Annotated in this window: 20 protein-coding genes; 17 read left to right on the top strand and 3 right to left on the bottom strand. The window is 43.6% G+C overall.

The genetic code is table 11. The features are described from left to right. Positions 1-166: 166 nt before the first annotated feature. The 9 genes from BK820_RS07860 (at position 167) to rdgB (ending at position 12,242) form a co-directional block, all read left to right on the top strand. Positions 167-2,422 (top strand): catecholate siderophore receptor Fiu, encoded by a 2,256-nt coding sequence (locus BK820_RS07860; protein WP_071320591.1) that lies wholly within the window; start codon positions 167-169, stop codon positions 2,420-2,422. 79 nt (positions 2,423-2,501) lie between these two features. Continuing rightward, positions 2,502-3,185 (top strand): Fe2+-dependent dioxygenase, encoded by a 684-nt coding sequence (locus BK820_RS07855; protein WP_071320590.1) that lies wholly within the window; start codon positions 2,502-2,504, stop codon positions 3,183-3,185. After that, a complete protein-coding gene (locus tag BK820_RS07850) occupies positions 3,185-4,291 on the top strand; it encodes an alpha-hydroxy acid oxidase (RefSeq protein WP_071320589.1) in 1,107 nt (368 codons plus the stop codon). The genes BK820_RS07855 and BK820_RS07850 overlap by 1 nt, the downstream gene beginning before the upstream one ends. A gap of 314 nt (positions 4,292-4,605) precedes the next feature. Continuing rightward, complete coding sequence (locus BK820_RS07845; RefSeq protein ID WP_071320588.1) at positions 4,606-6,897, top strand: TonB-dependent receptor; 2,292 nt, start codon at positions 4,606-4,608, stop codon at positions 6,895-6,897. Between the two features lie 464 nt (positions 6,898-7,361). Continuing rightward, entirely contained in the window at positions 7,362-9,059 is a 1,698-nt protein-coding gene (leuA, locus tag BK820_RS07840; protein ID WP_071320587.1) for a 2-isopropylmalate synthase, read from the top strand. A gap of 112 nt (positions 9,060-9,171) precedes the next feature. Next, positions 9,172-10,332 carry a homoserine O-succinyltransferase MetX gene (gene metX / locus BK820_RS07835; RefSeq protein WP_071320586.1) on the top strand — a complete coding sequence of 387 codons (1,161 nt, stop codon included), beginning with the start codon at positions 9,172-9,174 and terminating at the stop codon, positions 10,330-10,332. Beyond that, positions 10,332-10,925 (top strand): methionine biosynthesis protein MetW, encoded by a 594-nt coding sequence (gene metW, locus BK820_RS07830; RefSeq protein ID WP_004890183.1) that lies wholly within the window; start codon positions 10,332-10,334, stop codon positions 10,923-10,925. Before metX ends, metW begins: the two co-directional genes overlap by 1 nt. Then, a complete protein-coding gene (locus tag BK820_RS07825; RefSeq protein ID WP_004813225.1) occupies positions 10,922-11,512 on the top strand; it encodes a tetratricopeptide repeat protein in 591 nt (196 codons plus the stop codon). The genes metW and BK820_RS07825 overlap by 4 nt, the downstream gene beginning before the upstream one ends. A 103-nt stretch (positions 11,513-11,615) precedes the next feature. After that, positions 11,616-12,242, top strand: coding sequence for an RdgB/HAM1 family non-canonical purine NTP pyrophosphatase (gene rdgB / locus BK820_RS07820; protein WP_071320585.1), 627 nt, complete (start codon positions 11,616-11,618; stop codon positions 12,240-12,242). A 102-nt stretch (positions 12,243-12,344) separates the two neighbouring features. Here rdgB and BK820_RS07815 read toward each other — a convergent pair whose 3' ends face one another. Both BK820_RS07815 and BK820_RS07810 read right to left on the bottom strand, forming a co-directional pair. Further along, entirely contained in the window at positions 12,345-13,226 is an 882-nt protein-coding gene (locus tag BK820_RS07815; protein ID WP_071320584.1) for an AEC family transporter, read from the bottom strand. 112 nt (positions 13,227-13,338) lie between these two features. Beyond that, positions 13,339-14,121: an NRDE family protein gene (locus tag BK820_RS07810; protein WP_071320583.1), complete on the bottom strand. Its 783-nt coding sequence runs from the start codon at positions 14,119-14,121 to the stop codon at positions 13,339-13,341. Positions 14,122-14,215: 94 nt separating this feature from the next. On the opposite strand from BK820_RS07810, the gene lgt reads away from it, so the two are divergent. The 3 genes from lgt to BK820_RS07795 all read left to right on the top strand — a co-directional run bounded on the left by lgt (position 14,216) and on the right by BK820_RS07795 (position 15,877). Next, positions 14,216-15,025: a prolipoprotein diacylglyceryl transferase gene (gene lgt / locus BK820_RS07805; protein ID WP_071320582.1), complete on the top strand. Its 810-nt coding sequence runs from the start codon at positions 14,216-14,218 to the stop codon at positions 15,023-15,025. Positions 15,026-15,120: 95 nt separating this feature from the next. Next, a complete protein-coding gene (locus tag BK820_RS07800) occupies positions 15,121-15,510 on the top strand; it encodes a hypothetical protein (protein WP_005220888.1) in 390 nt (129 codons plus the stop codon). Next, positions 15,503-15,877, top strand: coding sequence for a hypothetical protein (locus BK820_RS07795; protein ID WP_071320581.1), 375 nt, complete (start codon positions 15,503-15,505; stop codon positions 15,875-15,877). The genes BK820_RS07800 and BK820_RS07795 overlap by 8 nt, the downstream gene beginning before the upstream one ends. A 33-nt stretch (positions 15,878-15,910) precedes the next feature. On the opposite strand, the gene BK820_RS07790 is transcribed toward BK820_RS07795, so the two are convergent. After that, a complete protein-coding gene (locus BK820_RS07790) occupies positions 15,911-16,456 on the bottom strand; it encodes a hypothetical protein (RefSeq protein ID WP_004813242.1) in 546 nt (181 codons plus the stop codon). A gap of 418 nt (positions 16,457-16,874) precedes the next feature. Here BK820_RS07790 and BK820_RS07785 point away from each other — a divergent pair, with 418 nt between their 5' ends. The 5 genes from BK820_RS07785 (at position 16,875) to BK820_RS07765 (ending at position 20,628) form a co-directional block, all read left to right on the top strand. Beyond that, positions 16,875-17,366 carry a lipocalin family protein gene (locus BK820_RS07785; RefSeq protein WP_071320580.1) on the top strand — a complete coding sequence of 164 codons (492 nt, stop codon included), beginning with the start codon at positions 16,875-16,877 and terminating at the stop codon, positions 17,364-17,366. 173 nt (positions 17,367-17,539) lie between these two features. Then, entirely contained in the window at positions 17,540-18,382 is an 843-nt protein-coding gene (thyA, locus tag BK820_RS07780) for a thymidylate synthase (protein ID WP_005220875.1), read from the top strand. Between the two features lie 96 nt (positions 18,383-18,478). Continuing rightward, positions 18,479-18,991: a trimethoprim-resistant dihydrofolate reductase DfrA44 gene (gene dfrA44 / locus BK820_RS07775; RefSeq protein ID WP_071320579.1), complete on the top strand. Its 513-nt coding sequence runs from the start codon at positions 18,479-18,481 to the stop codon at positions 18,989-18,991. 28 nt (positions 18,992-19,019) lie between these two features. After that, on the top strand, positions 19,020-20,066 hold the full coding sequence (locus BK820_RS07770; protein WP_071320578.1) for an Lnb N-terminal periplasmic domain-containing protein: 1,047 nt from the start codon (positions 19,020-19,022) through the stop codon (positions 20,064-20,066). Between the two features lie 100 nt (positions 20,067-20,166). Then, positions 20,167-20,628: an META domain-containing protein gene (locus tag BK820_RS07765; protein ID WP_004890277.1), complete on the top strand. Its 462-nt coding sequence runs from the start codon at positions 20,167-20,169 to the stop codon at positions 20,626-20,628. The last annotated feature ends 30 nt before the right edge of the window (positions 20,629-20,658 follow it).

The raw sequence follows: 20,658 nt of genomic DNA, 5'->3' as shown, positions 1-20,658 counted from the left end.
AGTTATAACAATGACTGAATTTAATATTGTTAATGATAATTATTATCACTAAAATTCGCAAAATTGTTAAAGGCCATAACAATAACTCCATAATTGCTGCTATTTGATGAACTCGAGCATATCAAGGTGGTAAGGGAAATATTATTTAATTCAGGAATTCTGCAATATGGCGCATATCAAAAGCCGGAAAAATCATTATAAGACTTCATTGGTCGCACTTGCTGCAACTCTGCCTCTCATCGCTCATGCGGATAACACCACCAAGGAAGGAGTTATTCAGCTTCCAGAAATTACGATTAAAAACAAAACTGTAAGTGAATATAAAGTAGATCAATTAAGCTCCGTTAAATCTAGCCAAGCTTTGGTAGATACGCCGCAAACTGTTTCGATTATCAACAAAAATTTATTAAAAGAACAAGGTGCGACTACCTTGGTTGAAGCTCTGCGTAATACACCAGGAATTACCTTGCAACTGGGTGAAAATGGCAATACCAGTGCTGGCGATGCTTTCCAGATGCGCGGCTTTTCAACTCAAAGCTCGACCTATCTGGATGGTATTCGTGATCTGGGCGCTGTGAATCGTGATGTATTTAATCTGGAGCAGGTGGAAGTTGTAAAAGGCCCGGCAGGTGCAGAGGGTGGACGTGGTACAGCATCCGGTTATGTGAATCTGGTCAGCAAGCTGCCTCATCTGGAAAACAGCCGTGAAGTGTCTGCAACCTATAACACGGCAGAACATACACGCCTTGCTACCGACATTAATCAGGCCATTAATGACAGCGTCGCCATTCGCCTGAATGCGATGGGACAAGATGGCGGTGTGGAAGGACGCAATTATATCGAAAATAAAGGCTGGGCTATTGCTCCTTCCATCGCCTTTGGTCTGGATAGCGATACTCGTTTATATCTTTACTCACAACACATTCGTCAGCGTAATATCCCGGATGGCGGTATTCCGACGATTGGCATGAAAGGATTTTGGAATGCAGACCCGCTGATCGCCAGCGCACCTAAAGTAGACCGTGAAAATTATTATGGCCATGCAGATGACCATGAAGATGTTGATGCTGACATGTATACAGCCAAAATCGAAAGTGACTGGGCTGAAAATCTGAAATTTACCAATATTACCCGTTTGGGCAATACCCATATGCAGCGTACTCTGACGGGGATTAATAGCCTTTCAAGAAATGACTCTACCGATCCTCAAGACTGGACAGTAAGCCGTTCACGCCAGGGTGTCGATCAGGAAAATAAAATTCTGGCTAATCAGAGCACGGTGAACTGGAATATCAAAACCGGTTCAGTGGAGCATGATGTGGTCGCTGGCGTAGAGCTATTAAAAGAGCGGCAATATTCTAGAACGCTGGCTACACAAATGCCAGGGCAGCCTACTAACAGTACACCACCCGCGAATCTATACCATCCTGACCGTCACCAGAATCTGCCTGATCCTGTGTATAAGGGCGCTTATTCAAATGGTGAAACCCAGACGGCGGCTGCTTATCTTTTTGATACGCTCAAGTTTGGTGAACGTTTTCAACTCAATGGTGGCGTCCGTGTCGATTATTACGATACCAATTACGATGCACTAGGTTACTCAACCGATAGTACGACACTAGCAGTAACTGAAACCAAAACAGATTTAAAAGCCCATGACACTTTATTCAGCTGGAAGCTCGGTGGTTTATATAAGCCAACTGCCTACAGCAGTGTCTATGCATCTTATGCCAAATCCCTGACACCGCCGGGTAGCAGTAACTTTAGCCTTTCAACCACAGGAATAAACAGCTCAGCCGCAGACCCTCAAGAAACTCATCATTATGAAATTGGCACCAAATGGGATCTACTAGAGGGTGATCTGGCTTTAAATGCTGCTGCATACTACACCGAAAATGAAAACCAGTTTACCCAAGATCCGATTACCCGCGAGTCTGTTCAGGAAGGTAAAACTACAGTTAGAGGAATCGAATTGGGTGCTGTCGGTAAAATTACCGATGCCTGGAATATTTCAGCAGGTGTAGCCCATATGAAAACCGAGCAAAAAGACCAGTTCAGTGTCAACTCCAACACGGGTGTAGTGACCCAGACCAATAGTGTACGCTGGTCACCTGAATGGACCGCTTCACTGTGGACGACCTATAACATTGCCGGTTTAAAACTGGGCTTGGGGGCACGTTATGTGGATGAGCAAAAACGTGTGATTACCGATAGTACTGCTGCAGCGAATATGCCAAGTATTCCAAGCTATGTGGTGTTTGATGCTATGGCCGGTTATACCTTTAATGACCAGACTTCCTTAAACCTGAATGTTTATAATCTGGCAGATAAAGAGTACATCAGCACGCTGAATAATGGAGGTGGTCGTGTGATCTTGGGTCAACCACGTTCAGCAGCTTTAACCTTGAACTATAAATTTTAATTTAGCTTTTATCTCTATCTATCAATATCGTGTATTCTCTTGAATGCACGATATTTTCAATTGCAGGAATGCTTTTAAAATGATGTTACATATCCCGGCAGTATTAAGCAAAGCACAAGTTGCCGAACTGAGACAGCAATTAGATCGTTCAGAACACTGGATGAATGGGCAACTCAGTGCCGGGAGTCAGGCACAGAAAATCAAAAAGAACCTACAACTGGATTCTTCTTCTGTCCTGTATCAGCAGATTAGCCCGATTATTTTACAGGCACTTAAAAGTCATCATTTAATTACCTCTGCTGCCCTGCCGAAACATATCCTGCCGCCCCTGTTTAACTGCTATCAGGATTCAGGTACTTATGGTAATCATGTCGATAATGCCATTCATTACTCTCCTCTACTCGGACAGGCCATTCGTACCGATGTGTCACTGACTTTATTTTTATCTGAAATCGATGAATATGAAGGTGGCGAGCTGGTCGTTGAAGACCAATATGGTTGCCATGAAGTGAAACTGGACGCTGGTGATGTGATTGTCTATCCATCGACCAGTCTGCATCGGGTTGAACCGGTGACTCAAGGCAAACGTATAGCAGCTGTCACCTGGATTCAGAGTATGGTTCGCGAAGATGCCAAACGCAGCATGCTATTTGATCTGGATATGACCATTATCAAACTGCGTCAGCAAATTGGCGATACGGAAGAAGTCCTGCAGCTGACCCATCATTACCACAACCTGATTCGTCAATGGGGTGACTTGTAATGTCGCAGGATCCAATCGCACCACTGACCCAGATTCCCGCCTACTTACAAACCATTGCCGATTATGAAATGGAGGCAAAAAAACATCTGTCCAGTATGGTCTGGGATTATCTGCAAGGTGGTTCTATGGATGAAGTCAGTGTCCGGGATAATTTACAGCAGTTTCAGGATATTCAGTTATTACCTCGAATGTTGAAAGACCTGAGTCAAGGCAGTACTGAAATTGAAATTTTTGGACAGAAATTTCCGCATCCGATTTTCCTGGCACCGATTGGACACCAGCAACAATTTCATCTTGAGGCTGAAGCAGCTTCAGCGCTTGCTGCAGAAGTCATGGGCAGCAATATCATTCTCAGTACTTTTACTAATACCGATATGCGGACACTCAAGCAGGATAATCCTCGCAAATGGTTCCAGCTTTACTGGCAAGGTGATCGGGAAAAATCTTTGGCTTTGGTGAAAATGGCTGAAGCACATCATTACACGGCGCTGGTGATTACCGTGGATTCACCACATACCGGCATCCGTGATCGTGAACGTCGCGCTTTTTTCCATTTACCGAAAGACATGCAGCACCCGCATACACCAGCACATATTCCCCTGCCAGAATTAAAAGAAGGTGATCATCCGGTCTTTCATGGGCTGATGAAAATTGCTCCGACCTGGGAAGATATTGCCTGGATGGTAAAGCAGACTCATTTACCGGTCATTCTAAAAGGCATCGTACATCCGCAGGATGCCCAGCTCGCTATTCAGTATGGTGTGAAAGGTCTGATCATTTCCAATCATGGCGGCCGGGTACTGGATACCTGCATTTCTCCTCTCATTGCCTTGCAACTGATTAAAAAGGTGGTGCCAGCAGATTTTCCTCTACTCTATGACGGTGGCATCCGTCGTGGATCTGATGTATTCAAAGCGATTGCCTTAGGTGCTTCTGCGGTGCTGATTGGCCGTCCTTATATTTATGGACTGGCGACTGCCGGAGCTTTAGGCGTAGCACATGTGATTAAAATCCTCAAAGAAGAATTTGAAATCACCATGGCGCTAATGGGAACAGCAACAGTAGCTGAAATTCAGCCGGGCTGTGTGTTGAATAGAATTGAATGATGATATTTATTTGAAAATAAAAATGAAATTTCAAGAAGTCGGAAGTACCATGTTCTATTTCTTGAACTAGTATTTAAGACTATCTTAAATATTTTATATCTCGATAATTATTATCAATTAAAACTAAACTAGACCCATATTTTATCAATTTATAGCAAAAACATAGAGTTAATCCTCCACCCTCTGATCCTTTCATCTATTTTTAAAATTGATTAAATTTTATTCATCGCCAATATCAATTCAGAAAGGATAGCAACGATAACAATAATAATTATTATTTGCGAATCCAAACTTAAAAATAAAAAAGAACTATGATGAGCCAGATAAAATCTCGTAAAAAAATCGTTTCTTCAGCAATCGTTTCTTCCCTTTCTCTTGCATCCGCACATGCAATTGCCCAAGAAAACGTGGTGCAGCTTGAAACCATCCGTCAGGAAGTGCAAGTGGAATCTGTGCCAGGTTTAAAAATCGATCAGTCGGCAAATAACAAATTTATTGCCCCTCTCCTGGATACCCCGAAGTCTGTGGTTGTGATCCCTCAGCAACTGATTGAAGATACGCAGGTTACGACCTTGGCAGATGCTTTGCGTACTGTACCGGGTATTACTTTAGGCGCAGGTGAAGGTGGTAACCCGAATGGAGACCGGCCTTTTATTCGGGGTTATAACTCGGAAAGTTCGATGTATGTGGATGGTGTACGGAATTCGACTTCACAAAACCGGGAAATGTTTGCCGTTGAGCAGGTCGAAGTTACCAAAGGTTCTGCCTCTGCCATGGGCGGCGCTGGTACTACTGGCGGCAGTATTAACCTGATTTCAAAAGTGGCGAAACAGGGAGATGCGCTGGAAGGCTCCATTGCAGGTGGCACAGATATGTATGCACGTATCACTTTAGACGCTAACGAGGACTTTGATAATGGTATGGCAGCTCGTATAGCTGTCATGGGCCATCAGAATGAAAAAGCAGGACAGCATGACGGTACAGAATACAAACGCACCGGTATTGCACCTAGCTTCAGTTTTGGTCTGGACAATGCAACGCGTGGTACTTTGAGTTATTACTATCTAAAAACTGATGATATTCCAGACTCAGGCATTCCCTATAACAATCCGTTTGGGGCGCCTACTGGAAATAACCCTGATAACCGGCCATTAAATGGCAATGGTAAACCGATTAACGTCAAACAAGGGCAGTATTATGGCTGGAAAGATCGTGATTTCCAGAAACAGGAAAACCAGATTGGCACCCTCAAGCTGGAACATGATCTAAATGACAATTTAACCCTCAGCAATACGGCGGTATTTAACCGTTCTAAAAATGACTACCTCTGGTCCAATCCTGATGATTCACGCGGAAACTTCATTTTAAATGGTAATGTCTGGGCTCGGGCCAATTCACGTATCGCAGATACCGATACCTTTACTGATTTGCTGGCTTTAACCGGTAAATTCAACACCGGTATCATCCAGCATAGCTTTAATCTGGGTGCAGAATACTCGGATCAGGATACTGAGCGTACTCAATATATTATTAACGGTCTGAATGCGACTGGCAGTTCCTATGCAGCCTGTGGTACTCCTGCCAATATTATCTTAGGTTGGTGTACCTCTGTAGACAATCCAAATCGGAGTACCTGGACGGGAACGATTAGTACGGATGGTGCAGACAGTTATCATATTGAGACCAAATCCAAATCGATCTACTTCCTGGACAGCATCGAACTGCATCCGCAATGGATTGTGGATCTGGGTGTGCGCTGGGATGACTATAAGACCCAGCAAACATTGACCTATGGACGATTCAATAATGCGGTGACAGGTGCCAACAATATGCCGATTACAGCCGTTCCAGGTGATCAGCTCACCCTTGAAAATGAAGATGACTTTATTAACTATCAGGCCGGTCTGGTCTTTAAGCCAAGAGAAAATGGCAGTATTTATATTAGCTATGCCACTTCCTCAAATCCGGTTGGTATCGATGGCGGTGATGGCTCCGAAAGTATTACTGTAGCTATTGAAAATTTAAAACCGGAAAAAGTCCGTACCATGGAACTGGGGACTAAATGGGACATTCTGGAAGACAAACTCAATTTGACCGCCGCCATTTTCCGTACTGAAAAAACCAATACCCGTTCAACCGATGCTGATGGTACTACCCGTAATATTGGAGAGACTCGTGTTGATGGAATTGAGCTAGGTATCAATGGAAATGTCACTGACAAGTGGGCAATTTCTGCAGGCTACACTTATCTGGACAGTGAAATTGTTGACGATGGTACTGCTACTAATGATGGTAACCAGGTGCAGAACGTACCGGAAAACAGTGCAACCTTGTGGACAACCTATCAGGTCATGCCCCAACTGACACTGGGTGCCGGTGCGGTGGCAATGGACAAAGTATATGGCAATGCTACCAATACCAAATTTGTTCCAGGTTATGTCCGTTACGATGCCATGGCGCGTTATCAGGTCAATTCAAATGTAGATCTACAGCTAAATGTGAATAACCTGTCCGACACACGTTATTTTAGCAAAGCCTATTCTTCCCACTATGCCACTGAAGCAGAAGGCATCAGTGGTGTTTTAGGCCTGCATTTTAAATACTGATCTGAGCAATCTTCATGATATTAAAGGCTAGTCTGAATCCATCAAACTAGCCTTTATTTTTTAATATGAAAGATTTCATGCATACATTGCTTAAGAACTTCTAACAAAGCTATTATATAAAGAAATATTTTAGCCTTATCGCTTAATTACAGGAAAATCCAACAAGATTAAAATAGATTAGAGAAATATTTTCCCAATTAGCAACTTTATAAGAAAATCTTTTTTAAGATACGACTAAAATCCATAGAAAAAGCAAAAACTTTTCACGTTTTCTGGACTAAAATTTAATTATAGGTTCACCATGTAGGTGTCTGGTTGATCCTGATGATCAAAACTTAAAAAATACAGGATTGATCTAATTTATCCTCACCTACATGTAAACGAATATATAGACAAAATCTATGCTGTAGACCGAACAACTGCTACACCAAGCGAGTATGCCAGGCTACCTAAGGAGCTCTCTCATGATGTTGGCTGATCCAAGTAAAAAATACCGTCGCATGTATCAACGTGTGGACTTACCAGACCGTCAATGGCCGAACAATGAAATCACTAAAGCGCCAATCTGGATGAGTACTGATCTGCGTGATGGTAACCAGGCGATCTTCGAGCCAATGAACATCGAGCAGAAGTTCAAAATGTTCCAGATGTTGGTAAAAATCGGTTTCAAACATATTGAAATCGGCTTTCCATCTGCATCGCAAATTGATTTCGACTTCACTCGTAAATTGATCGAAGAAGGTCATATTCCGGATGACGTCTACATCGAAGTATTGGTTCAGGCACGTGATCATTTGATTGCACGTACTTTCGAATCTTTACAGGGTGCGAAACGCGCAATTGTGCATATCTATAACTCGAACTCACCGACCTTCCGTCAAAAAGTGTTAAATGTGGATGTTGAAGGTGCGAAACAGTTAGCGATCAATGCAGCGCAAAAAGTAAAAGAATATGCAGCGAAACAGCCTGAAACTGAATTTATCTTCCAGTACAGCCCTGAATGTTTCTCTGCAACTGAATTAGAAGTCGCGAAAGATGTCTGTGATGCAGTGACTGAAATCTGGGAAGCATCTCCGACCAACAAAGTCATCTTGAACTTGCCGGCCACTGTCGAAGTCTCTACACCAAACGTGTATGCCGACCAGGTGGAATGGATGCACCGCAACATTGAGCGTCGAGACGGCGTGATCATTTCAGTTCACTGTCATAATGACCGTGGCTGTGGCATTGCAGCGTCTGAATTGGCGATTATGGCGGGTGCTGACCGTGTCGAAGGTTGTGTATTCGGCAATGGTGAACGTACCGGTAATGTGGACGTAGCGGCAATTGCCTTAAACATGTATACCCAGGGTGTTGCACCAGAATTAGATTTCTCGAACATTAACGAAATCATCGCGACTGTTGAAGAATGTACCGGTTTGCCTGTACATCCACGTCATCCATATGCGGGCGATTTGGTGTTCACAGCATTCTCTGGTTCACATCAGGATGCGATCAAAAAAGGCTTCGAATTCCAGAAAAACGAAGAAATCTGGGATATGCCGTACTTGCCAATCGACCCAAAAGACTTGGGTCGTGACTATGACGCCGTGATTCGCGTGAATTCACAGTCAGGTAAAGGTGGTATCGCGTACTTGTTAGAATCGAACTATAACGTGACTTTACCACGTCGTTTACAGATCGAATTCTCGCAAATCGTGCAGCAAAAAACCGATGAAGATGGTACTGAGATTTCAGCACAAGCGATCTGGAGCTTATTCAAAGATACCTATGTTGATGCCAAAGATGCACACTACGCTGCCAAGAACTATAAATTGTCAGATGAAAATGGCAACCAGGTGATTGAGCTAGATGTTGAAGTCAATGGTGAAACTCAGCACTTGCGTGGTGAAGGTAACGGTCCAATCTCTGCGATTTTGGATGCATTACAATTGCCAATTGACGTGTTGAACTATGAAGAACGTAGCATCAGTTCTGGTGCACATGCCAAAGCCTTGGCATTGGTTGAACTGCAAGTGAAAGGTACCGGTAAATCCGCCTTCGGTGCTGGTGTCCACGACAACATTGTGACCTCTTCAATTGAAGCGATTATCGCATGTACCAACCGCCTGATTGACCAGGGTGTGTTAAGCACTGAACAGGTGATTGCTGCTGCCGTCTAGACACGGTATTAGAATTAGCGATAATTCATAGCACTAAAAAGACTTTAGAAGGATACCTGCAAATGGTATCCTTTTATTTATTCATACTAAAGATTTAAGGCGAATCATTCCCGTGTCTTTTCCAGCTGACTCAGTGGGCCTTGTTGTCCCACAAAAGTTCCAATTCGAACAGCCGTTAGAGCTTGAATGCGGTCGCATCCTCCCCCGTTTTGAACTGATGGTTGAAACTTATGGCGAACTCAATGCCGATAAGTCCAATGCCATTCTGATTTGTCATGCCCTTTCCGGTCATCATCATGCTGCTGGCTATCATCATGAAGATGATAAAAAACCAGGCTGGTGGGAGGCCTGTATTGGTCCAAACAAGGCAATTGATACCAATAAATTTTTTGTGGTTGCCCTGAATAATATTGGTGGCTGTAGTGGTTCAACAGGTCCAACTTCTCCGAACCCTGAAAATGACAACCGCCCTTATGGTCCTGATTTTCCTCTAGTGACTGTACGTGACTGGGTGAAAACCCAAGCCATGCTGTCTGACCGTCTCGGCATTGATGTATGGTATTCCGTCATCGGTGGCTCATTAGGTGGTATGCAGGCATTACAATGGTCGGTAGATTATCCAGACCGTCTGCAAAAATGTGTGATTATTGCCAGCGCACCTAAATTATCTGCACAGAACATTGCCTTTAATGAAGTCGCACGTCAGTCAATTCTGTCAGATCCGGATTTCCATAATGGCCGTTATCTGGAACACGACAGTTATCCAAAACGTGGTCTGATTCTGGCACGTATGGTCGGTCATATCACCTACCTGTCTGAAGAGGCCATGAAGCAGAAATTTGGTCGTGATTTAAAATCCGGTAAATTTATGTATGGTTTCGATGTGGAGTTCCAGGTCGAAAGCTATTTGCGCTATCAAGGTGAACAATTTAGCCGGAACTTTGATGCCAATACTTACCTGATTATGACCAAGGCGCTGGATTACTTTGATCCTTCACGTGAATACCAACAATCATTGGTAAAGGCAATGGCCCAAACCAAATGTAAATTCCTCGTGGTCTCTTTTACAACTGACTGGCGGTTCTCACCTTCACGTTCTGTTGAAATCGTAGATGCCTTAATTACCAATAATAAGCCTGTCAGCTATCTGGATATTGATGCTGAGCAAGGCCATGACTCCTTCCTGTTCCCAATTCCACTGTATGTGAAGTCATTGCGTGCCTTCCTGGGTGGTGAAGAACTGTTAAAATCAACCCCGAAGGAGACGGTGTAATGCGTATTGATCAACAACTGGCAGAACGTTGGATTAAACCGGGTTCACGCGTCCTTGACCTAGGCTGTGGTGACGGTGAATTACTGGCTCATATGAGCAAAAAGCACAATATTCGTGCATACGGATTAGAAATTGATCAAGAAAAGATTGCAATTGCAGTCAGTCGTGGGTTAAATATCATCCAGCAGGACTTAAACCTCGGTTTAAGCCGTTTTGCTGACCAGTCTTTTGACTATGTGGTGATGGCACAGGCTTTGCAAGCTGTAGATGCACCAGACGTTTTATTGCGTGATATGGTGCGAGTGGGTAAACAGGCGATTATTACTTTCCCGAACTTTGCGCACTGGAAGACTCGTTCTTTCCTGGCACTAAAAGGGAAAATGCCTGTTTCGGAAGCTTTACCCTATATGTGGTATAACACACCGAACATCCACTTATGTACTTTCCGTGACTTTGAAGCACTTTGCGCGGAAAATAATATCAAAATTATTAACCGACTCGCTGTGAATGGGAATCAACAAGGCAGCATGCTCAGCAAGCACCTCCCTAATCTGTTTGGTGAAGTCGCAATTTATCGAGTGAGCGCTCTATGAAAAAATTATTACTAAGTACGACGCTACTGGCTGGACTTTTTAGCTTTCAGGCCCATGCAGACTATGTTGCTCCAACGCCTTCTGTCGCAAGTCAAGCCGCACAATATTCCATCATGGACATTAATAGCCTGATTAAGGCAGCGAAGGCAGGACAGCCGGGTGCACAATTCTATTTAGCAACCAAATACCAGTATGGCAAAGACATTCAGAAAGATGAACGTCAGGCTTTTGCCTGGTATAAAGCAGCAGCAGATCAAGGTCTGGCAGTTGCTCAATTGAATGTAGGCCGTATGCTGGCAGATGGTATTGGCACCAAGAAAGATGAAACACTGGCTCGCCAGTACTTTGAAAAAGCAGCCAGCCGCGGTGATAATCGTGCCAGCTTTAACCTGGCGATGATGGAAGAGAAAAAGAAAAACTATATGGGTGCTTATCAGTGGTATGAACTCTCTACTCGTGACGGCATGCTGGACAATAAAGTGATTACTTTATCTGAAGGCAAGAAAACTGCATTGGCAGCCAACTTGACCCAGGAACAGATCCGTCAGGCACGTGATCGTGCAGACCGTTGGATTCAGGCACAATAAGCTGAATGGTATAAATAGCACCTTCGGGTGCTTTTTTATTGCCGCAAATTCTTCATCCATTGCTAAAATAGCGCCCATTCTTTATCTAATAATGAGTTTTAACATGGCTGCAACTGACTGGTTATCCCAAGGCACACTGGTACTGGCAAGTAATAACAAGGGCAAGATTGCAGAATTTGAAAAGATGTTTGCAGAACTCAAACTTCCAGTTGAAGTTATTCCTCAAGGTAAGCTGCATATTGAAGACGCAATTGAAGATGGTTTGAGCTTTGTTGAAAATGCCATTATCAAGGCACGTCATGCATCACGTATTTCTGGCAAACCTGCGATTGCTGATGATTCAGGGATTTGTGTACCATTTCTGGGCGGTGCACCTGGGATTTACTCTGCACGTTATGCGGGTGAACATGGTGATGATGCAGCGAACAATGAAAAATTACTGGCTGACCTGAAACCACTGCGTAACGACGGTGAACCGATTGAAGGCATGTTTGTGTGTGTACTGGCCTTAGTTCAACATGCCGAAGACCCATTACCACAAATCTTCCAGGGCATCTGGAAAGGTGAGATCTTGGAAGCAGCCCGTGGTGAAAATGGCTTTGGCTATGATCCGCTGTTCTGGTTACCTGAACTGGGTATTGCGAGTGCGGAAATGAGCAAGGAAGAAAAAAACAGAATTAGTCACCGTGGTCAGGCAATGCAGCTATTTAAAGCGAGTCTGGAAAAGTAAGTTTCATCTCTCATTGCTCCCTCTCCCGTTGGGAGAGGGCTGGGGTGAGGGATTTAAAATGCATCTTATTCTCTCTCGGGGAAAAGGACTTTTCTTATATTTTTATAAACCCGGCACCAACGCATGCACCACCACTCCATATACGCCGATCAAAATCGCACTGGCAATCGTTCCTGAAGCAATATATTTCGCTGAATAACCCGTACCTTGATAATGGGTTTCCAGTGCCACAATATTGGCTGCTGGTGGAAGCAGGAAATACATCATTAAAACAGCATAAGTTAGTATTTGATGCGGAATTGACAATAAGAAATAAGCACCTGCTGCCAGTCCTAAAGACAGAATAAAGCGACCACTAATTAATATTAAACTACGGGTCAAATCACTTAGCTGAATCCGGACATGACGGAGCCACATGCCTAGAATACACATACCAGCAAAGGTCACCAGAAACTTGTTCGCGGCATAGCCCCACTGAATCACTGGATGCGATTCATAAGCACTAACATCCCAAAATGATAAAACTGCTGCAACCGTCAGTGCAATCACCGGTGGAGACTTCAGCATATTTTTAATAATGAATTGCGGTGTCTGCTTTTCAGCACTCACTGCTACAACTGCACTGACATTTCCAAATAAAGAACCGCCGATATATAAGGCAACAATGGTATTTAAAGCATCAGGACCAAATAACGCCAAGGCAAAAGGAAATCCCAGCCAGACACCATTCAAATAACTAAAACATAGTGCACGTAATTTATCTTTGGAGAAAAAGTAGAACAGACCGAACAAAAACAGCGAGCTAAAGATACTAAAGCCAATCAGCCACAAGCTACCCTGCTTATAGAACACCATGTTGTAAATTATAATCAACGGGATCAGCAGACGAGCCAGTAAAGCGGCCATAAATGGACGAACCGGCTTTAAATAATGGATGCCCCAGAATCCAATCAGAAATGAAATAAGTGGTAGGAGCAGTGCCATAAAAAAGATAAAGTCAGGAGTAGTAGACAGGCTTCATCCTAGCACATCTATATACTCAGAAGGGTGTTGTTTAAACTGATATCTTTATAAACATCATCGCCAATACTGTTATTTAGCTAATAATCGGAATAACTTGTTCAACGATCTGTCCTGCTGTTTCACCCTGCTGGGATTTTTCCAGCCACTGCCACTCATCGGTTTTCATTCTCAGGAAATTGGAACAGCGCGTGCCATAAGCCGGACTTTGAATAAAGGTTGAAGACAACAACTGTTCCAGTTCATGTGAAATCCCGGTCTTCGGCAACAACTCCGGAATGATCTTGCGTTCATCTTCCAGAATATCCCACACCGCATGAGACAGATCAGCTTCCGAAATTTCTTGCTGTTGCAGCATCGGTAAAAATTCCTGGGTAAAACGCTTGCGTAAGTGACAGGTCTTTTCCCAATGCTCAGTCAGCAAACCATTGGATACCACATACACACCATGTGCCAACATTTGCGGTGCTTCACCACGGTTGCTCATATAGACCGCCTGCTCTCGATCACCGACAAACAGGTTAAAGCCTGCATAGTCACATTGCTTTTTTTCCAGTTCTTGGGCAAACCGAATTGGGGTTAATTCAGATTCCAGAAAATCCTGAAGAATATGACCGCGTGAAGTCGGATAAGACTTTTGGTCCTGCCCATCTCTAAAATTGGTCATCACCGCCCAGCGGCCCGTAGCAGTTACTCCCATCCAGGTACCACCAGACTGCAAATCCTGACCTGCAATAATTGGGCTATTTTGCCAGGCATGCAGGGCGGCTGTCGGACGCTGATAAAACTCATCCCGGTTTGAAATCAGACAAAGTGGCGTGTCATCCAGTACACGCCAGGCCAAGGCAACGATACACATAATTGATGCTCTAGATCTTTACACATTGAATGTACAACATTTTTCCCAAGTTTAGGCTAAAATCAGGACAAAACAGAAAGACAAAGGAAGATGCATGCTCAACTATCCCAATATTGATCCTGTAGCGATTTCGCTCGGGCCATTGCAGGTCCACTGGTATGGACTGATGTATCTGATGGCATTTTTATTTGCCTGGGGACTGGCGACGTATCGCGCTAAACAACGCGGCTGGACATCAGATATGGTCTCGGATTTAATCTTCTTCGGGGCACTTGGGGTGATTATCGGTGGTCGTGTTGGCTATGTATTTTTCTACGGTTTTTCCCAGTTTCTGGCAGATCCATTGTGGCTGTTCCAAATCTGGACAGGTGGCATGAGCTTCCATGGCGGTTTCCTGGGTGTAATCCTGGCGATGCTGCTCTGGTGTAAAAAATACAACATGACCTGGTTCCAGACTCTGGACTTTATCGCGCCGTGTGTACCTACTGGTCTGATGTTTGGCCGTATTGGTAATTTCATCGGCGGGGAACTGTATGGTCGTCAGGTGACTGACCCAAACTTTGCTTTTGGCATGATTTTCCCAACCGATCCACTCCAACTGGTTCGTCATCCATCACAACTGTATCAGGCACTTTGTGAAGGTCTGATTCTGTTTATTGTACTGTGGTGGTTCAGTTCTAAACCTCGCCCACGTATGGCAGTTTCTGCACTGTTCCTGATTGGTTACGGTGTGGCACGTTTTATCGTCGAATTTTTCCGTGAACCGGACAATGGTCAATTGTTTATTGGCTGGATGAGTAAGGGGCAATTCCTCAGCTTGCCAATGATTCTAATTGGCCTATGGATGATGTGGTATGCCTACCAGAAAAAAATTTATGACTGGGGTCCACAGAAAAACGTATAAGACATCCTGAACATATTGCGAGGCATCTGCCTCGCTTTTTTATATCTGAAATATGCTAAAGTGCAGATCAACTCTTTTGGATCTTCACGGTTGCCATGCTTGAATACTGGTTTAATCCGCAAATTTCTGTCATTAAAAAATTACTGATTTTTATCGTGATTGCCGTACTGACAGCAGTACTGTACTGGATAGAACCTTTACCGCTGGATGCGATTCTGATGTTCGCCGGTACTGGAATTATTTTCCTGATCTGCCGTTATTGCAAAATTCATTTTGCTGCAAAGAATCCGACAGGCTTGTTCTATCGCATACTGACCTGGATTCCAATTGCCCTATTATTGGCATTAGTCTTTATGAATATGAAGGATGGCGAGATCCTGGTTTCAGGTGGGCAGGGCATTGGCTTTATGGCGATTGCCATCTGCCTGTTTTCACCACTGTCTTTAATGCATAAAAACACGGACACTCCACCGCCTCATGCTTAATTACTGGTATTCCGAACGCTGCACACGCCAGATCAGGCTGATCATCTGTATCGCCACCTGTGCAGTGATTTATTACGCTTCTACCTTTGCAGAACTGAATACAATATTTGTCGGCATCAGTCTGGCAATTGGGATGCTGAGTCATGGCTTACGTACAGTCGCCTTGAAACTGCCTGAGCAGAATCCCTATCGGGAAGGTTTTACACGACTGTTTTTCTGCATTCCGCTGATTGCCCTGATCACCCTGTTTGGTTATCTGCCTGAACAGCACAAGATAGCTTTAGGCATTCAATGCATTGGCTTCAGCGCGGTTGGACTGTTTATCCTGTCTATTTACGGGAATCGTGCGAAACGCTTCGATGATTGAACCATTTCGCAAATGCTACTTTCAGCTTCTAGCTTAAAGGTGAGAATCCAGGCGGTAATAAGTGTATTTCACATCAGAATTACGATAAACCGCATAACCTGACTGTCTGAAATCCGATACCCATGCAGAACCTGAGTATGCTGCAATATGCCCGTACTTATGCTTGGAAGTCCGGTCAATGATATAGATATCACCCTTTTTCGGACGGTCAAATGACAGGTTGATTTTGCGGTAGCCCAATTTCTGTAAGGTGCCGCCCCAGTCAGCTGCAGCTACAGGATGATTCACAATTTTTGCACCTGAAGATTGCAAACCGATACGAATACTGCGCGCACATTTCTGTGTACTGGTACTACGGGTAATGCCTTGCAGATAACTGGTGAATTTTTCAATATTAAAACGCTGGCCATTCATCGCACTAAAAGTCTTGCGTGATTCAGAACTTGTATTACGAGCTGATTCAGAGCTGTTACGCTGAGGCTGACGTTTAGAATTTTGTCCCGACTGGGAACGAATTATGACGTTCGCTTGAACAGGAGCATGAACTTCACTCATATTCACTTGATGATCATAAATCATATTAAACCAAGTACTCCTCGCCCTTAAGCAGGCGTTCATATATTTTGAAAGGCCCAAATACTAGCCCCATTAATGTTATTTTTCACGTTCAAAATGTAAATAAATTTATCAATATTTAACTGATTAAATGTAAACCACTATTTCGCATAGAATTATTTAAATCTAATAAGTAACAAAAATTTTTATTATTAATTTTTATTGAACAATAAATTAATTAATCGACATATTTTTAAGCAATAAATTATAAAAATATGACTAGATTCTGACCTACTTAACATTTCTTGTATATGCTCTACCCATTCCCATCCCATTGAAAACAAACACAACATTTCCCTACATGATTACATCTTTTCTTTAGCAGCTTCATGTTTAGACTGATTGAGCGCAAAAAATGAACTGAAATAAAACGGAGAAAATAATGAATCATGATATCCCTACCGTTTCAAATTTTGATCTTACCAAATATTTAGGCACCTGGTATGAAATTGCCCGCCTCCCAATGAAACATCAACCTGAAGACAGCACTGATATTTCAGCTGTTTATAGCCTGAATGAAAGTGGTAGCGTACGTGTTCAGAACCGTTGTCTGGATGGTGATGGCAAGCTGGATGAATCCATTGGTGAAGCAACGATTGTAGATGCGGCCAATGCCAAACTTGAGGTCAGTTTCCTGCCAGAAGGTTTACGCTGGGTGCCATTTACCAAGGGAGATTACTGGGTATTAAAGCTGGATGCTAGTTATAAAACGGCTTTGGTCGGTGAGCCAAGCATGAAGTATCTGTGGCTGTTGCATCGCACTCCCACCATTGATGAAGCAACCAAACAGGAATATCTGGCTTATGCACAATCGCTCGGTTATGACTTGTCTGATCTGATTGACACAGTACATACCGGCAAGCCAACAGCTTAAAGCAGGCAATAAAAAAGGCATCCATAATGGATGCCTTTTTTATTGCCTTTTCTCTCTCCTCCAGTCACCTTCCCGGCGATGTGGAACTGCGAAAAAAAATGTTATGATGAGCGCAATTTTAAATTGCTCAGTTCAAATAAAAGCAATTTTTCAACGGATTTTAAGAGAGACTTATGCGCCAATACCTTGACCTTTTACAACATATCCTCGACAACGGCGGCGATAAAGGCGACCGTACCGGTACTGGTACACGTTCGGTATTTGGTCATCAGATGCGCTTTGATCTTTCCAAGGGTTTCCCTCTACTAACTACCAAAAAAGTCCACTTCCGCTCAATCGTGATTGAACTATTGTGGTTCCTCAAAGGCGATACCAACGTTCAATATTTGAAAGATAATAAAGTCAGTATTTGGGATGAGTGGTCAACTGCGGAACAGACTGCACGTTTTGGCCGCCCAGAAGGTGAGCTTGGTCCTGTATACGGTCATCAGTGGCGTAACTTTGGCGCCACAAAAAATGAAGATGGCAGCTATAAAAATGATGGTTTTGATCAAATCAAATGGTTGGTGAATGAGATCAAAACTAATCCAAACTCACGTCGCCTGATTGTGTCTGGTTGGAACCCGAACGAAGCAGGTCAAGTGGCACTGCCACCTTGTCATACCCTGTTCCAGTTCTTTGTACATAATGGCAAGTTATCTTGCCAGCTGTATCAGCGTAGCGCTGACGTGTTTTTAGGTGTCCCGTTCAATATTGCCAGCTACGCCCTGCTCACTCATATGATCGCACAAGTCTGTGAGCTTGAGGTCGGTGATTTTGTCTGGACGGGTGGTGATACGCACCTGTATGCCAACCACTTTGAACAGGCCAAACTTCAGTTGAGTCGTGAGCCTTTAGGTCTATGTCAGTTAAAACTGAATCCTGAAATTAAAGATCTGTTCGATTTCAAATTTGAAGATATTGAAATTGTCGGTTATGAATCCCATCCGGGAATTAAAGCGCCTGTCGCGGTTTAATTTTTCCTAAACCCAAGAAAATCGAAATCCCACTTTGCTTAAAGTGGGATTTTGCATTTTAATAGGAACAATTTTTACTTGTTTTTGAGTGTGGGTATGGCATTTCAGGATTTAGAAGTCGTTCATGTCGTTGCAATGGATCAGCAGCACTGTATTGGTAAGGACAATGACCTGCCTTGGCATATCTCAGCAGATCTCAAACATTTTAAGGAGATCACCCAGGGCGGTGTAATTGTAATGGGACGTAAGACCCTTGAATCCATGGGACGTGCCTTGCCTAAACGTATCAACTGGGTCATTACCCGTGATACAGACTGGTCTTTTGAAGGTACTAAAGTCGCACACACAATTGAGGATGCCTTGAACCAAGCTGTTGCAGATGTAAAAGCGTCAGAAAAACCGGAGTCTATTTATATTATTGGGGGTGGTGAAATCTTCAAACAGACAATGAGTATTGCTGACCGTCTGGAACTGACCCATGTCGAACTGGATGTACAAGGTCATGCCTTCTACCCGGAAATTCCTGCTGAATTCAAAAAAGTTTTTTCCGAACAACATATCGACGACAAAACCGGGATTGCTTTTGAGTTTGCAACTTATAGAAAATGAAGAATAATTTTTAATTAAAGATTCAATTATGCATACACAGGGAAATCCTGCACCTCACTGGCTATTCTGGTTACTGAATGCAGTATTTACCCTGTTTGTCATCACATCAAGTCTATGGCTGTGCCTTGCGATTTGGGTACAGCAACCCTTAGGCATGATTGGCAGCTCTGTGCTGATTGGTCTTTGGATTGTTTTAGCCTGTGCAGTTCTCGGCATTTATTTTAGCCGTCATCTGATTTCACGTGGTGTAGATACCCTTCTTTATATTCTGGCTTTTCTGTTTAGCCTGTTCTGGTATTTCAGTCTGGACGCTCGTCAGGACCGGGAGTGGAATCCTGAAGTTGCCCGTATTCTCAGTTATGAACAACAAGGCGATCAAGTCACCTTACATAATGTGCGTAATTTTGTCTGGCTGCCAAATGGGAAATATATTGAGCGCTGGGAAAGTCGCAGCATCAATTTAAATCAGATCACCGGGGTCAATGTCATCACCTCTTACTGGATGGGACCGCATATTGCCCATACCCTGGTGAGTTTTGACTTTGCTGACCAGAAGCCACTGACCTTTTCGATAGAAATCCGTAAGGAAAAAAATGAAGATTTCTCTGCTATCGGCGGCTTCTTCCGCAAGTTTGAGCTGAGTCTGGTAGCAGCTGATGAACGGGATATTATCTACACCCGTAGCAACACCCGCGGTGAGCAGGTATATTTTTTTCCGGTTAATATGCCACAAGCACAAGCCAAGGCGCTTTTCAAAGAATATCTCAACAAGGTGGATGATCTGGCTCAACAGCCGAAGTGGTATAACACTCTAACCAGTAATTGCACTACCTTGGTGTTTGATATGGTTCAGGCTGTTTCCCAGAAACCATTACCAACAGATTATCGCCTGCTGGCGTCGGGTTATTTGCCAAATTATATGTATAACCTGCAAGCATTGGATCAGGATTGGGACTTAAGCACCTGGTATGCTCGAGCGCATGTAAACCCACGTGTTAAAGAATTTGCTCAGGTCAGTAGTGAACAATATTCTGCCCTACTGCGGCAAGGATTACCTGCGCCAAAAGCAGAATAGAACCTATCTTCCCGGGAGCCCGAAGATACAAATTGTATTGGTATCATTCTATTTTTTCTGTTTATATACAGTGATGTATCAAAGAAAAAGAGTAAGCCCAATGTTAAAAAAAGTGACCACGATTGCAATGTTCGTTTCAGCGCTGGCAATAACAGGCTGTCAAACCACACCAGACCAGACCTCTTCCCAAGCGGTTGAAAATTTGCAGCAACTTCAGAACCGCACCTGGATTGTCACTCACATTGGCAGTACAGAAATCACCACTGCACCTACCACACGTAATATTCCAAGCCTGCAATTTGATGCTGCCACTCAGCGTGTTAGCGGTGCCGATGGCTGTAACCGTATTATGGGCAGCTATACTGCAGGCAAAGACACTTTGAATCTTAGCCAGATGGCGGGTACAAAAATGGCTTGTCTGAACAATGACAATCTGGATCAGAAATTTAATGAAGCCCTGGCTAAAGTGACCCACTATCAGGTTTTTGGTAAAACACTGAAGCTGCTCGATAGCTATGGCAACCCAGTCATTCAGCTGGCAAGTCCGGTACAACCACGCTAAAGCTTAAATAAAAAGCCTGTTTTTACAGGC

Origin of the sequence: Acinetobacter sp. LCT-H3 (genome assembly GCF_001866125.1) — a bacterium.
Classification (GTDB): domain Bacteria; phylum Pseudomonadota; class Gammaproteobacteria; order Pseudomonadales; family Moraxellaceae; genus Acinetobacter; species Acinetobacter schindleri.
Note: the sequence above shows the minus strand (reverse complement) of the source record. Positions and strands in the feature narration are given on the sequence as shown.